Genomic DNA, 13,109 nt, shown 5'->3' on the forward strand with positions numbered 1-13,109 from the left:
ACGCGGCGCCTGGCTTTCGCTCAGGCGCCGCTGATATTCATGCAGCAGGTCATCGGCCGATACGGCGTCAGGCCGTCACCAGAGAATCCATAGCAGGATGCCTCCGAACAACGCCCATTTCACCGCATAGTACACGCTACGGTTCCACGCCTTCAGACGTTTGCCGACGATGCGAATCGAGTAAATATACTTGAACACCTTGTTCAAGCCACCGGTACGGTCGCCCGCGTCGTTCGGCGACGCTGCTGCGCCCACCAGATGACGGCCGAACCAACGGTTGATGGCCTGCGTCCAGCGGTACTTCATCGGACGCTCGACATCGCAAAACAGAATGATGCGATTCTGGCCGCTCTGGTTCTCGGCGTAGTGAATATACGTCTCATCGAACATCACGCCTTCACCATCGCGCCAACTATAACGTTGACCGTCGACATCGATGTAACAACGGTCGTCGTTCGGCGTGACCAGCCCGAGGTGATAGCGCAGCGAACCGGCGTACGGATCGCGGTGACGCACCAATCGGCTGCCATGCGGCAATTCTGCAAACATCGCCGCCTTGATCGTCGGAATCTTGCGCACGAGGTCGGTTGTGACCGGACACAGCGCTTTGGCGGACGGATGCGATTCGTCATACCACTTCAGATAGAACCGCTTCCAACCGCTTTTGAAGAACGAATTGAAGCCGACATCGTTGTACTTGTCGGACGCTTTGATACGGCTCGCGTCGAGTAACGACATCGCTTCGGCACGAATCGCTTCCCAGTTCTGACGCAATGGCTCCAGTTCAGGGAAATTGTCGGACTTCAGATAAGGCGTCGTAGGTACACGCGAAAAGGTGTACATAAAGACGTTCAGCGGTGACAGGAACGTCGAATGGTCGGACAGTTGGCGGAAAAATTTATGGCGAACCTTACCGCGGAAATGCACATACACAGCACAAGCAGCAATGATCGCCAGAACAATCCATTTCATGGCGGACTTTTCGAGATCGGGAAAACCCAGCGATTATAGAAATTTCTGAAAAGTTTCACCGACCACGATCCCAACGGGATAGCGGTCCGCTGCGGCCACACCGACGTGCTATTGCGGGTTGCCCTGCGCCGGTGCAGTGAGCGTTTGCGCCTGCACGCCCTGACGGGTAAATGTCATTCGCGTGACGATTTCGAGGATGTCATAACGCTGCCTCATCTCGGACGAGAAGTCGCCAAACGGCGCGCTGGCCTGCACGATCGCGACTGCGCGTCGATCCAGATCCCGATTGCCGGAACTGCGAGTCACCTCCACGCCGACGACGTTCCAACCGTCCTTGTGGTACCCCAGCCCGCCCCGTTGATTCACATTGAGCGTGACGATCAGCTCACCGTACAACCGGTCGTTGCCGATTTGCGGAAAGTGCTCAGTTCCGTAGCGCTCGATACGATGACGCAAACCATCGAAGTATCTGGCATACGCGACTTCGCGCGTGTTCGCCGTCACCTGACCGCGCTTGGGGCGTGTCTGATAGGCGCGCAGTTGCTTGTCGATTTCCGCCTGCAAGCGTGCGATCTGCTGGTCGACCGTCTGGTCGTCGAGTCCATGACCGCGCTGCGGCGTGTCCGCGCGATTGCGCTGCGCTTCAGGCGTGGTCGCGTACTGACTGCGTAGCTGCGAAAGCAGCTTCTCCTGCATCGCTTCAAGGTCACTCACATTGCGCTGGACCTGTGCGACGGGGGCACCATCGCGCTCGACGGCCTGCGACGGCAGTGGCGACGTGGCGCGCTCGCCGTCATGCTCCCCGCCACCGACAAGATTGGCCTGTGCGAGCGCCGTCGCTTTGTCCGGTGCGTTGGCCGACTTCGCGTTGACGAGGACGACTTCGAGGGGCGTATCTGCGCTGTGCAACCGGAAACTGTCGGGCGCAACGAAATGGACGGCCAGCGCGAGCAAATGCACCACCGCCGAAAAAATCAGGCCGGTGGCGAGCGGGTGCTCGCGCATCAGCGACCAGCCGCGACGTCGCGCCGCGGCCAGATCGCCGGAGGGTAAAGCCGGTTTCAGCACGCGGGGCTGGCCGAAGCGTCGTGCGCCCCTGCTGCCATGAGCGCAGCGGCCATCGGCGACCCGGCGTCGGACGCCGCGACCGAGTCATCGCCCCGGGCGGACACGGTGTCGCCATCGTCAGCGGCACCTTCGGCAGCCCCCGCCGCACCGAGATCGCCGTCAGACGACTCAGACGATTCGGACGAGTCGGAGCCTTCACCACCATCGGCACCGTCAGCACCACCGCTCTCGCCACCCTCGCCACCCTCTCCACCGTCACCGGCACCGCCGTCACCTTCGTCGTCATCATCCGCGAGTTCGGTCTGGCTCGCGCCGAGCACCTGCGAGATGCGCACCGAAATACTGAGTGTGACGACGTCGAACGACAGCACGTCGAGCATGATCTGCGTGCCACGCGCATGCAATCCGAGTCCCGGCACGATGAGCGTGAGGGGGATGTCGTTCAGACGAACGGTATCGCCCTTGAGCACACTCGCCTGCACCTGCGACTTGTTCTCCTGAATCAGCCAGCGCATGCACCAGTAGCGCTCCATGCGGCTCTGATGTTCGCCATAGGCCGCGTACGCCGCCTCGAAGCTCGACACCGTTGCATAGAGATCGGCATCTTTCGGCTTGAACGGCGCGGCCAGTTTGGCCGTCACGCCGTGGCGCACGCAGGCGATCAGTTGCCACTGGTTCACAAGGTCGACATAGCGACGCAGCGGCGACGTGCTCCACGCGTACTGCTCGACACCCAGCCCTTCGTGCGGGGCGGGCGACGTCTGCATACGCGTGCGGTTCACGCCGTATGCACGTTGTGCGCGGTAGATGCCCGGCACGCCGCATTCGGCCAGAAGGCGCCCCCAGCGGCTGTTCGCGAGAATCGCCATTTCGGCGACGATCAGATCGAGCGGCGCGCCACGCAGACGCTGCTTGATCGTGACGTGCTCGCCGTCGACGTAAAAATTGAAGTCGGTCTTGTTCTGCACTTCCGGACGCAGACCGTAGCCCACACGCGCAGCCTGACGCTTGTCGTACAGCGATTGCGCAAACGGCCACAGCAGACGCAGCTCTTCCTTGTGCGGATAGTCGCCGCTGCCATCGGCCAGCGTTTCTGCCGTGATGATGGCGTCGAGTTCGTTGTGGCGCAGGTTGGCGGAAATCGGCACGAGTTCTGCGCGCGTCTCGGTCGTCACGATCTCATACGTGTCGGCCTTGACCACGACATACAGCGACAGGGCCGGACGCGCGCCCCCTTCGGCGAGCGTATAAGTCTCGACCACCGAATCGGGCAGCATCGTGATCTTCTCGCCGGGCGAATAGACCGTCGACAGACGCACGCGGGCGATCTCGTCGATGGCGTCGCCGCGCGTGATGCCCAGCGCTGGTGCCGCAATGTGGATACCCACGCGCAGCAGACCGTCCGGCAGCAATTGCACCGAAAGAGCGTCGTCGATTTCGGTCGTCGTCGAATCGTCGATCGAGAACGCTTGCACGTCGGCCAACGGCAGATCGTCGGACGGCAGCGGCGTCGGCCCCACATCGGGGAAGCCGGTACCGCGCGGGAAATGTTCGTAGAGGAACGCGGCCTCGTGATAGGCGCGCGGCGACGCAATGCCACCACACGCCAGCATGACCTCGGCGTGGGTCTTGCCCAACGCAATGGCAGCCGCATCGAGCGCCTTCCATTCAAGCGCGTTCTTATCGGGACGGAACAGCAGTTGCAGCTCCTTGCCCTTGAACGCGTCCGGCAGCGAGCCGGCGATCATCTGATCGGCGTACGACTGCTGCAACTCCGCTTGCTGTTGCTTGCGCGCCAGTCCGGCCAGTGCGGCCTCAAGCTGTTCCTGCGCGGCGCGCTGATACTGACCGCGGCCTTTGCGACGGAAATAGATCGGCGACGCCTGCAAGGCCAACGCCAGCCCGGCCTGCTGCGCGACGCTCGCGCCCTCCCCGAAGTACTCGGCTGCGAGCACGGGAAACGCGAATTCGTCAGCCGGCGCGCACTCCCACAGGAAACTCATATCGATATCCTGTGCGGCAGCCTGGGCCTGCGCGATCAACTCGGCGGGCGTGGGCGACTCGAAACGTAGCAGAACGTCGCGTCCCTTGATCTTGCTGCGACGCCCGCCAGGCAACTCCACCTGATACGACTCGCCCTGCTGCGACAACACCGTGCCAGCCTTGAAGCCGCCGGATTCCTCAAAAAAAATGTTCATGAAACAGCCATCGATCGCAATAGGCGATATTGTAGCCCGCCAAACTACGGCGGTTTAGGACAGAACGGGGTAACGCGTCATTCGCCCGCGAACGGGCTTGCTGCGTCAGGCGAAGGTGGTACGTCGATGCCGGCGAAACGCAGCACGTCGTCCATATAGTTAGCGAAATCGGAAATCCCGTGGTCGCTCCCCTCGATCAGCGTGAGCTTCGCCCCCGGAAATTTCGCCACCATGTCGCGATAATCCAGTGTCTGGTCGCCGGTCGCGGCCACCAGGTAATAGCGCTCGGGGCGGGTAATCTGTGCCACGTCGATCATGCGGAGTTCGTCCAGATGGCGCGGTTCGACGACGATGGAACCACCGCCGTGCCACATCGGCTGCTCGCCGAGCCATTTACCGAGATCGTCATACGGACGCGTCGCCGGATTGAGCAGCACGGCGCGGCAACCCAGCTTTTCTGCGAGATACGTCGCGTAGTAGCCACCCAGCGAGCTACCCACGATGGTCAGCTCGTCGGGGCTCACGCCGGTCAGCAGGCGTTGCGCATCGACAACGGCGGCGAGCGGCGACGGCGGCAACTGCGGGCACGCCCAGTCGTGCCCCAGACCGAGCCGGTGCATACGGGCAGCCATCAACTGCGCCTTAAATGAACGCGGCGACGAACGGAAGCCGTGCAAATAGAGAATCATGGGAGCCCCGATAAAACCAAGTCAGTGTGCGCAAGCCACGTGTAACCGGCTTAGGCGCGCTCAGGCGCGCGCCGCCAGCGCATCAAGCAATTTCTGATGAATGCCGCCAAAGCCACCGTTACTCATCACCACGATCTGGTCACCCGGCTGCGCGGCTGCGCTCACTGCACGCACCAGCCCGTCGATGTCGCTGAACGCCTGAGCACGCGCGCCTAACGGGGCAAGCGCTTCAGTCAGATTCCAGCCGAGCGAATCCTTGCCGGACGGTGCGCCATAGCCGAACACCAGATCGGCATCGGCCAGACTCGCGGGCAGTTGTGCCTTCATCACGCCGAGCTTCATCGTGTTGGAGCGCGGTTCGAGCACCGCCAGAATGCGGGCCTTGCCCGCGCGGCGACGCAGGCCGGCCAACGTCGTCTGAATAGCGGTCGGATGATGGGCGAAGTCGTCGTAGACGGTCACGCCGGCGGCTTCACCGCGCACTTCCATACGGCGCTTCACGTTCTGGAACTTGCCCAGCGACGCGGCCCCCTGCTCCGGCGGCACGCCCACGTGACGTGCGGCAGCCAGTGCGGCGAGCGCATTCATCCGGTTGTGTTCGCCCTGAAGCGCCCATTTCACTTCCCCCGCAGCCTTCGGACCCTGATGGACCCAGAACGCCTCTTGCCCCGCAGCCAGCGTTTCGTTGGCCTCGGCCACGTGCCAGCCGTCTGCCACGCCGAAGCGTTCGACTTCGCTCCAGCAGCCGCGCGTCAGCACGCGCTCCAGCGCCGGTTCGCGACCGTTCACGATCAGACGGCCCTGCCCGGGGACAGTACGCACAAGATGATGGAATTGCGTCTCGATTGCCGTCAGATCCGGGAAGATGTCGGCGTGATCGAACTCCAGATTGTTCAGGATGGCGGTGCGCGGGTGGTAATGGACGAACTTCGAGCGCTTGTCGAAGAACGCGGTGTCGTACTCGTCCGCCTCGATGACGAAGAAATCGCTGTCGGTCAGCCGCGCCGAAATACCGAAGTTCATCGGCACGCCGCCGACGAGGAAGCCCGGGTTGTACCCGGCGTCTTCGAGAATCCACGCCAGCATCGACGTCGTGGTCGTCTTGCCGTGCGTACCGGCCACCGCCAGCACCCACTTCTTCGACAGCACGTGCTCGCCGAGCCATTGCGGGCCGGAGGTGTAAGGCAGATTCCGGTTCAGGATCTCCTCCATCAGCGGATTGCCGCGCGACACGACGTTGCCGATCACGAACAGGTCAGGCTCCAGCGAGACCTGGTCAGCGTCGAACCCTTCGATCAGGCGAATGCCCTGCGCCTCGAGCTGAGTGCTCATCGGCGGATAGACGTTGGCGTCGCAACCCGTGACGGTGTGACCGGCCTGACGCGCGAGGACTGCCAGTCCGCCCATGAACGTGCCGCAGATGCCAAGAATATGAATATGCATGGATGGGGAGCGTGGTGAGGACGGGCCGAACCCGTGCGGGAAATGGGAGTGCAGAGAAGCCAGGGGCTCCATTGTACCTGTCACGTGAACCGCAATGCCTTTCGGGTATCATCGTTTGCATGACACGCAAATCCTGGACCGACGCCCAACGTCTGCGCGAAGAAATCGCGCTGGCGGCCGCTCGCCTTATCGCCGAAGAGGGGGCCGACTACGCCTCCGCGAAGCGCAAAGCGGCCAAGCAGGTAACGGGCGAATCGCGAATTGCTGGCGAGTTACTGCCTGATAACGACCAGATCGAAGCGGAAGTCCGGGAGTACGTGCAAATGTTCCTCTCCGATACGCAACCCGCCGAGCTGGCGCACCTGCGTCAGGTCGCACTGACCGTGATGACAGAGCTGGCGCGTTACCGCCCGTTCATCACCGGTGCGGTCTATAACGGTACGGCCACTGCGCTATCCGATATCTACTTGCAGGCTTTTTGCGACAACCCCAAGGAAGTGGCCATCGACTTGCTGAACCGGGGCATCGACTACGAAGTCTCTGAAAGCCGCCATTTCAATGGCCGGGGGATGGTCGAGACGTTGAGTTTTCTGTGGCGCGAACGTCGTCAGCAGGGCGAACCTGCGGGCGTCCATCTATCGCTCTATTCGATGGACGACATGCGCGGCGCGCTCAAAGCATCCGACGGCAATGGCCGTCCGGTCCGGGTCGACGCCGACGGGCTGCGGGCGCTGATCGCGCAGGCCGATGCCGTCAGCCATGCACCGAGTCATTGAGCGGATCGTAGGCTGACGCGCATTCACAGCAAAATCACGGCACAATCACGACGAAATCACGACAAAATCGCCACTAATTCTTCGCAATTACCGTTCGTCTTTCGTTTACCGTCTTATCCCGGCACTTCCGCCTTCTATCCATCATGGCAAAACGCATCGTTATTCTGGTGATTCTGGCTCTCGTCGGGCTGGCAGGCGGATTCTGGCTCGGCCACCGCAACCAGCCGGCACCGAGCGCTTCGGACGCCGCCGTCGCTCAACTGCTCGCTACCCGCCTGCCCGACCTGAAGGGCAACGATCAGGCCATCTCTCAATGGAAGGGGAAGACGCTGGTGGTGAACTTCTGGGCGCCGTGGTGCGGGCCGTGCGTCGAGGAAATGCCCGATTTGCAGGCGCTCTCTGCCGAGTTCGGAACGAAAAACGTGCAATTTGTCGGCATCGGTATCGATACGGCTCAGAACATGATTGCGTTCGAGCAAAAGGTGAAAGTGGACTATCCGCTGCTCGTGGCAGGTTATGCCGGTACGGACCTGGCCCGCGCACTCGGCAACAAGGCGGGCGCATTGCCCTTTACTGTCGTCGTCGATCCGCAGGGCCGCGTGCATTATGAGAAGCTGGGCCGCATTACGTCGGACGAGGTCCGCACTGCGCTCAAACCACTCATCTGACCCTAACACGGTGGGAGGGGGATCCCGCGAAGCCCCGCCGGACGTGACCGGCGGTCCTCCGAGGGGCAGTCCCTATTTCGCCCCACTGGACAAAATCCACCAACTGGCGTTTAATTGCGCCCAATTTCGTGAAATTTGATTCGCCGATGCCTCACCGCATTCTCGTGCTCCACGGCCCCAACCTGAACCTGCTCGGTACTCGCGAGCCGGAGGTGTACGGTCGCACGACGCTGGCCGACATCGACTCCGCCCTTGTGGCGCAGGCCCAGACGGCGGGTGCCGAGGTGGCGACATTCCAAAGCAATCACGAAGGCGCACTGGTTGACCGGATTCAGGCGGCGCGCGGTGAGTCGATCGACTTCATCGTCATCAACCCGGCGGCCTACACCCACACGAGCGTGGCAATTCGCGACGCGTTGGCCGGGGTAGGCATCCCGTTCGTCGAAGTTCACCTCTCGAACGTTCATGCGCGCGAAGCCTTCCGGCATCACTCGTACTTTTCCGATATTGCGCAAGGTGTGATCTGCGGCCTGGGCTGGCGCGGGTATACCTACGCACTCGATTTTGCCCTGCGGCGACTCGCCGGCGGGTAGTCCTCTCACACCCCATTTCCTCTCGCGGGACGTTGCGCCCGCGTCGATACAGAATCAAGGAGCTTCCTTCATGGATTTGCGCAAACTCAAGACGTTGATCGACCTCGTGGCCGAATCGGGTATTTCCGAACTCGAAGTCACCGAAGGCGAAGGCAAGGTCCGCATCGTCAAGGCACCGCCGCAAGTGATCGCCGCCCCGATGCAGATGGCCATGCCGGCCGCCATGCCGCAAGTCGCTGCGCAAGCTCCCGTCGGATCGCCCGCCGCCGCAGCGCCTGCTGCACCGGCACTGCCGCAAGGCCACATTGTGACGTCGCCGATGGTCGGTACGTTCTACCGCGCCCCGTCGCCGGGTGCCGATCCGTTCGCGCAAGTCGGCGACTCGGTCAAGGAAGGCCAGACGCTGTGCATCATCGAAGCGATGAAGCTGCTCAACGAGATCGAGTCGGACAAGGCCGGCGTGATCAAGGAAATCCTCGTCGAGAACGGTCAGGCCGTGGAATACGGTCAACCGCTGTTCGTGATCGGCTAATGCCGGTTGTCGGACGCTCCGCCCGCAGCCTTCGGCCGCGTGGCGACATGAAGCGTCCGGCCCCGCTCCTCTCCCCTTACGGGCAGGACTGCACATAATGTTTGAAAAAATTCTCATCGCCAACCGCGGCGAAATCGCTCTGCGCGTCCAGCGCGCGTGCCGCGAGATGGGCATCAAGACCGTCGTGGTCTATTCCGAAGCCGACAAGGAAGCGAAGTACGTCAAGCTCGCCGACGAAGCGGTCTGTATCGGTCCGGCTCCCTCGCCGCTGAGCTATCTGAACATGCCTGCGCTGATCAGCGCGGCGGAAGTGACGGACGCCCAGGCGATTCACCCGGGTTACGGCTTCCTCTCCGAAAATGCCGACTTCGCCGAGCGCGTCGAGCAATCGGGCTTCACGTTCATCGGTCCGCGCCCCGAAACCATTCGCCTGATGGGCGACAAGGTGTCGGCCAAGCAGACGATGATCAAGACCGGCGTGCCGTGCGTGCCGGGCTCTGAAGGCGCGTTGCCCGACGATCCGAAGGAAATCGTGCGCATTGCACGTCAGGTCGGTTATCCGGTGATTATCAAGGCAGCAGGCGGCGGCGGTGGTCGCGGCATGCGCGTGGTGCACACGGAAGCGGCGCTCGTGAACGCGGTCAACATGACGCGCGAAGAAGCCGGTCGTGCCTTCGGCAACCCGGAAGTCTATATGGAGAAGTTCCTCGAGAACCCGCGCCATATCGAAATCCAGATTCTCGCCGACAAGCACAAGCAAGCGATCTGGCTGGGTGAGCGCGACTGCTCCATGCAGCGTCGTCACCAGAAGGTGATCGAAGAAGCTACGGCACCGCTGATCCCGCGTCGTCTGATCGAGCGCATTGGCGATCGTTGCGCCGACGCGTGCAAGAAGATGGGCTACGTCGGTGCCGGTACGTTCGAGTTCCTGTACGAGAACGGCGAGTTCTACTTCATCGAAATGAACACGCGTGTGCAGGTTGAACACCCGGTCACGGAGATGATCACGGGCGTCGACATCGTTCAGGAGCAGATTCGCATCGCGGCTGGTGAAAAGCTCGCCTACCGTCAGCGCGACATCGAGTTCCGTGGCCACGCCATCGAATGCCGTATCAACGCCGAAGATCCGTTCAAGTTCACGCCGTCGCCGGGTCGCATCACCGCCTGGCATATGCCGGGTGGCCCCGGCATCCGCGTCGACACGCACGCTTATAACGGCTACTTCGTGCCGCCGAACTACGACTCGATGATCGGCAAGCTGATCGCTTACGGCGCAACGCGCGAGCAGGCGATCCGCCGCATGCGCGTGGCCCTGTCGGAAATCGTGGTCGAAGGTATCCAGACGAACATCCCGTTGCACCGGGAACTGATGCTCGACGCCAAGTTCGTCGAAGGCGGCACGAGCATTCACTATCTGGAACACAAGCTGGCGCAGAAGTCTGCCGTCGGCGGCAATTAAGTCGTTAATTCGTAGGAATCACTCGCTATGTATCGCGAACTCGTCGTAGAAGTTGCCCGCGCCCAGGCCGAGGCCCTGTCAGACGCCCTGCTCGATCTGGGCGTGCTGTCGGTCTCCGTGGAAGACGCGGATGCCGACACGCCCGACGAGCAACCGATGTTCGGCGAGCCGGGTCTGACCCCGCCGGACACTGCGTGGCAACGCTCGCGCGTGGTCGCGCTGGTGGGGGAAGATCAGGACGCCGCCGTGCTGCTCGCGGCGGCAGTCAATGAATTGGGACTCGCCGAGTCGCCTGCCTTCACATTGCGTGACGTGGAGGAACAGGACTGGGTGCGTCTGACGCAATCGCAGTTCGAGCCGATGCAGATCGGCCAGCGGATCTGGGTCGTGCCGTCGTGGCACGACGCACCCGACACCGACGCCCTCATCCTCGAACTCGACCCTGGTCTGGCCTTCGGCACCGGTAGCCATCCGACAACGCGCCTTTGCATGGAGTGGCTCGAACAGCACGTGCAGACGGGTCAGTCGTTGCTCGACTATGGGTGCGGCTCGGGCATCCTGGCGATTCTCGCGCGCAAGTGCGGCGCCGATCCGGTCATCGGTATCGACATCGATCCGCAAGCCGTCGAATCCGCCCGCTACAACAGCGAACGCAATCACGCGCAGGTCGAATACGGTTTGCCCGACGATCTGCGTGACGGTCAGTTCAACATCGTGGTCGCCAATATTCTGTCGAATCCGCTCAAGCTGCTCGCGTCGATGTTGACGTCTCGTGTGGCCCCGGGTGGACGGCTCGCGCTGTCCGGCGTGCTGGAACGACAGGCCGATGAGGTGATCGCCGCCTACGCGCCCTATATGAAGATGTCGGTCTGGCGCGCTCACGACGGCTGGGTCTGCCTGCACGGGCAGGCTGCCACCGGGTCCGTAGATTAACCGCCCGCCCGCCGCGCTGCCGCACGCGATGCGCCCGATGCGACGAGTCCAACGAGTCCCCCGAGCCTCATGACCCAGTCCTCGCGCGTTCTCGCTACCCGCTGCCCTCACTGCCACACCGTTTTTCGCGTTGTCGCGGATCAGCTCAAGCTGCGCGACGGCCTCGTGCGTTGCGGCCACTGCCGTGAGGTGTTCGACGGACGCGCGTATCTCTGTGATCCGCCAGCCGAGGACACCCCGCCCGCATCCTCATCACCCGGCGCGACGCCGGACGCTGCGTCGGCAACCTCAACGGCAACACGCCCCTCCACGCATGAAGGTGCATCGTCATCTTCACCGTTCTCACCGTCTTCAACGTCCTCATCGTCCGCAGCCATCAGCGAAAAGCCGGTGCCGGAGATGCTGACGCCCACGGCCATCGCCGCGCTGCTCGGCTCGCCCGACGAAAGCCGCGCGCAGATGCAGCACGGCCCGGGCCGTTATATGGACGACGACGATCCGACGGTGCTTACCGCGCCGACGGCCTCGCCTTCCTTACGCGCGGAAACGCACCCCCGTTCCACCGTCGCGGACAAGCGCCCCGGCGCGGCGCGCGTGATCTGGCGCGTGCTCATGACGTTGGCCGTCATCGCGCTGCTCTGCCAATGGGCATGGATCGAGCGTGCTGCGCTCGTCGACCGTATACCGGCATTGCACGGCGTGTTCGCCGCGATCGGCCGTCCGATGCACGTGGCGGTCGGGCTGCCGCGCCAGCCGGACATGATCCAGATTTCGAGCGTGACGTTGGTGACCGACGCCATCGGCAGCAACGACGACAGCGGCGTCGCGTCGGCAGCTACCGCCAGCGACGCTTCCGCAGCACCTGCCGACGCCCCGACCGACAGCGTACCGATGACGCTCACCGTCTTCGTACGCAACGAAGCCGACTATGCACTGGCCTGGCCGTCGCTCGAACTGACGCTCTCGGATATCGACGGAAAGCCGGTCGTGCGTCGCGTTTTTTCAGCGAACGACTACGTAACCGGGGCAACCCTGCGCGATGCCGGTCTGGCACCACGCAGCGAACGCACGATTCGGTTACGATTGTCGGCGCAGGCAGCGCTAGCCAGTAATTACCGGGTGCTCGCGTTCTATCCCTGATAGCGCTGTTGCACTCAACCTAGGAGATATAGATGTCCCAAGTCACGCTCGGGGGCAACCCCATCGAAGTCGACGGCCAGTTCCCGCAAAAGGGTCAGACCGCACCGGCGCTGAAGCTGGTCAACGCAAAACTGGCAGACGTCACGCTCGACGACTTCGCTGGCAAGCGCAAAGTCCTCAACATCGTGCCGAGCCTCGACACGCCGACGTGCGCTACGTCGACCCGCAAGTTCAACGAAGCCGCCGGCAAGCTCGACAACACCGTCGTGCTCGTGATCTCGGCTGACCTGCCGTTCGCAATGAGCCGCTTCTGCGCCACCGAAGGTCTGAACAACGTCGTCACGCTCTCGACCATGCGCGGTCGCGAGTTCCTCAAGGACTACGGTGTTGCCATCACGACCGGCCCGCTCGCCGGTGTGTCGGCACGTGCTGTAGTCGTGCTCGACGCCGACAACCGCGTCGTGCACTCGGAGCTGGTGCCGGAAATCAAGAACGAACCGAATTACGACGCTGCGCTCGCCGCACTGTCCTGATCCGATCGCTGAAAATCGACTTGCCTTAATCGAGGGCTCATTGTTGGCTGGTATAAATCACCCGACATAAACCGTCTTTCATAGGCGAGTCGAACCGCATTTGCA

The 13,109-nt window shown here is 62.6% G+C and carries 13 protein-coding genes; 8 read left to right on the forward strand and 5 right to left on the reverse strand.

Features of this window, described 5'->3' with window-relative positions:
- Positions 1–75: 75 nt before the first annotated feature.
- From lpxO to mpl, 5 genes are all read right to left on the reverse strand, one after another.
- Positions 76–972: a lipid A hydroxylase LpxO gene (gene lpxO, locus PCO31010_RS24520; RefSeq protein ID WP_150666563.1), complete on the reverse strand. Its 897-nt coding sequence runs from the start codon at positions 970–972 to the stop codon at positions 76–78.
- Positions 973–1,080: 108 nt separating this feature from the next.
- A complete protein-coding gene (locus PCO31010_RS24525) occupies positions 1,081–2,040 on the reverse strand; it encodes an energy transducer TonB (RefSeq protein ID WP_246184763.1) in 960 nt (319 codons plus the stop codon).
- Positions 2,034–4,238, reverse strand: coding sequence for a ribonuclease catalytic domain-containing protein (locus PCO31010_RS24530; RefSeq protein WP_150666564.1), 2,205 nt, complete (start codon positions 4,236–4,238; stop codon positions 2,034–2,036). The genes PCO31010_RS24525 and PCO31010_RS24530 overlap by 7 nt, the downstream gene beginning before the upstream one ends.
- Positions 4,239–4,315: 77 nt before the next feature.
- The gene (locus PCO31010_RS24535; RefSeq protein WP_150666565.1) at positions 4,316–4,927 is read right to left on the reverse strand and encodes a YqiA/YcfP family alpha/beta fold hydrolase; all 612 of its coding nucleotides are present in this window, start codon (positions 4,925–4,927) and stop codon (positions 4,316–4,318) included.
- A 60-nt stretch (positions 4,928–4,987) separates the two neighbouring features.
- Entirely contained in the window at positions 4,988–6,370 is a 1,383-nt protein-coding gene (gene mpl / locus PCO31010_RS24540; protein WP_150666566.1) for a UDP-N-acetylmuramate:L-alanyl-gamma-D-glutamyl-meso-diaminopimelate ligase, read from the reverse strand.
- A 119-nt stretch (positions 6,371–6,489) separates the two neighbouring features.
- Here mpl and PCO31010_RS24545 point away from each other — a divergent pair, with 119 nt between their 5' ends.
- From PCO31010_RS24545 to tpx, 8 genes are all read left to right on the forward strand, one after another.
- Complete coding sequence (locus tag PCO31010_RS24545) at positions 6,490–7,146, forward strand: UDP-N-acetylmuramate--alanine ligase (RefSeq protein ID WP_150666567.1); 657 nt, start codon at positions 6,490–6,492, stop codon at positions 7,144–7,146.
- Positions 7,147–7,289: 143 nt separating this feature from the next.
- The gene (locus tag PCO31010_RS24550) at positions 7,290–7,814 is read left to right on the forward strand and encodes a TlpA family protein disulfide reductase (protein WP_150666568.1); all 525 of its coding nucleotides are present in this window, start codon (positions 7,290–7,292) and stop codon (positions 7,812–7,814) included.
- Positions 7,815–7,960: 146 nt separating this feature from the next.
- A complete protein-coding gene (gene aroQ / locus PCO31010_RS24555) occupies positions 7,961–8,407 on the forward strand; it encodes a type II 3-dehydroquinate dehydratase (RefSeq protein WP_039393255.1) in 447 nt (148 codons plus the stop codon).
- A gap of 70 nt (positions 8,408–8,477) precedes the next feature.
- Positions 8,478–8,939 carry an acetyl-CoA carboxylase biotin carboxyl carrier protein gene (gene accB / locus PCO31010_RS24560; protein WP_039393257.1) on the forward strand — a complete coding sequence of 154 codons (462 nt, stop codon included), beginning with the start codon at positions 8,478–8,480 and terminating at the stop codon, positions 8,937–8,939.
- A gap of 97 nt (positions 8,940–9,036) precedes the next feature.
- On the forward strand, positions 9,037–10,398 hold the full coding sequence (gene accC, locus PCO31010_RS24565; protein ID WP_150575909.1) for an acetyl-CoA carboxylase biotin carboxylase subunit: 1,362 nt from the start codon (positions 9,037–9,039) through the stop codon (positions 10,396–10,398).
- 27 nt (positions 10,399–10,425) lie between these two features.
- Positions 10,426–11,331 (forward strand): 50S ribosomal protein L11 methyltransferase, encoded by a 906-nt coding sequence (gene prmA / locus PCO31010_RS24570; RefSeq protein ID WP_150666569.1) that lies wholly within the window; start codon positions 10,426–10,428, stop codon positions 11,329–11,331.
- Positions 11,332–11,400: 69 nt separating this feature from the next.
- Positions 11,401–12,471, forward strand: a complete 1,071-nt coding sequence (locus tag PCO31010_RS24575; protein ID WP_150666570.1) for a DUF3426 domain-containing protein — start codon at positions 11,401–11,403, stop codon at positions 12,469–12,471.
- Between the two features lie 32 nt (positions 12,472–12,503).
- The gene (gene tpx, locus PCO31010_RS24580; protein ID WP_150666571.1) at positions 12,504–13,004 is read left to right on the forward strand and encodes a thiol peroxidase; all 501 of its coding nucleotides are present in this window, start codon (positions 12,504–12,506) and stop codon (positions 13,002–13,004) included.
- Positions 13,005–13,109 lie beyond the last annotated feature (105 nt).

The organism is Pandoraea commovens (genome assembly GCF_902459615.1).
GTDB lineage: Bacteria > Pseudomonadota > Gammaproteobacteria > Burkholderiales > Burkholderiaceae > Pandoraea > Pandoraea commovens.

Coding starts and splice junctions, on each gene's coding strand:
- lpxO (WP_150666563.1), bottom strand. CDS start 972: ATGAAATGGATTGTTCTGGCGATCATTGCTGCTTGTGCTGTGTATGTG.
- accC (WP_150575909.1), top strand. CDS start 9,037: ATGTTTGAAAAAATTCTCATCGCCAACCGCGGCGAAATCGCTCTGCGC.
- mpl (WP_150666566.1), bottom strand. CDS start 6,370: ATGCATATTCATATTCTTGGCATCTGCGGCACGTTCATGGGCGGACTG.
- aroQ (WP_039393255.1), top strand. CDS start 7,961: ATGCCTCACCGCATTCTCGTGCTCCACGGCCCCAACCTGAACCTGCTC.
- accB (WP_039393257.1), top strand. CDS start 8,478: ATGGATTTGCGCAAACTCAAGACGTTGATCGACCTCGTGGCCGAATCG.
- PCO31010_RS24550 (WP_150666568.1), top strand. CDS start 7,290: ATGGCAAAACGCATCGTTATTCTGGTGATTCTGGCTCTCGTCGGGCTG.
- PCO31010_RS24535 (WP_150666565.1), bottom strand. CDS start 4,927: ATGATTCTCTATTTGCACGGCTTCCGTTCGTCGCCGCGTTCATTTAAG.
- PCO31010_RS24545 (WP_150666567.1), top strand. CDS start 6,490: ATGACACGCAAATCCTGGACCGACGCCCAACGTCTGCGCGAAGAAATC.
- prmA (WP_150666569.1), top strand. CDS start 10,426: ATGTATCGCGAACTCGTCGTAGAAGTTGCCCGCGCCCAGGCCGAGGCC.
- PCO31010_RS24575 (WP_150666570.1), top strand. CDS start 11,401: ATGACCCAGTCCTCGCGCGTTCTCGCTACCCGCTGCCCTCACTGCCAC.
- PCO31010_RS24530 (WP_150666564.1), bottom strand. CDS start 4,238: ATGAACATTTTTTTTGAGGAATCCGGCGGCTTCAAGGCTGGCACGGTG.
- tpx (WP_150666571.1), top strand. CDS start 12,504: ATGTCCCAAGTCACGCTCGGGGGCAACCCCATCGAAGTCGACGGCCAG.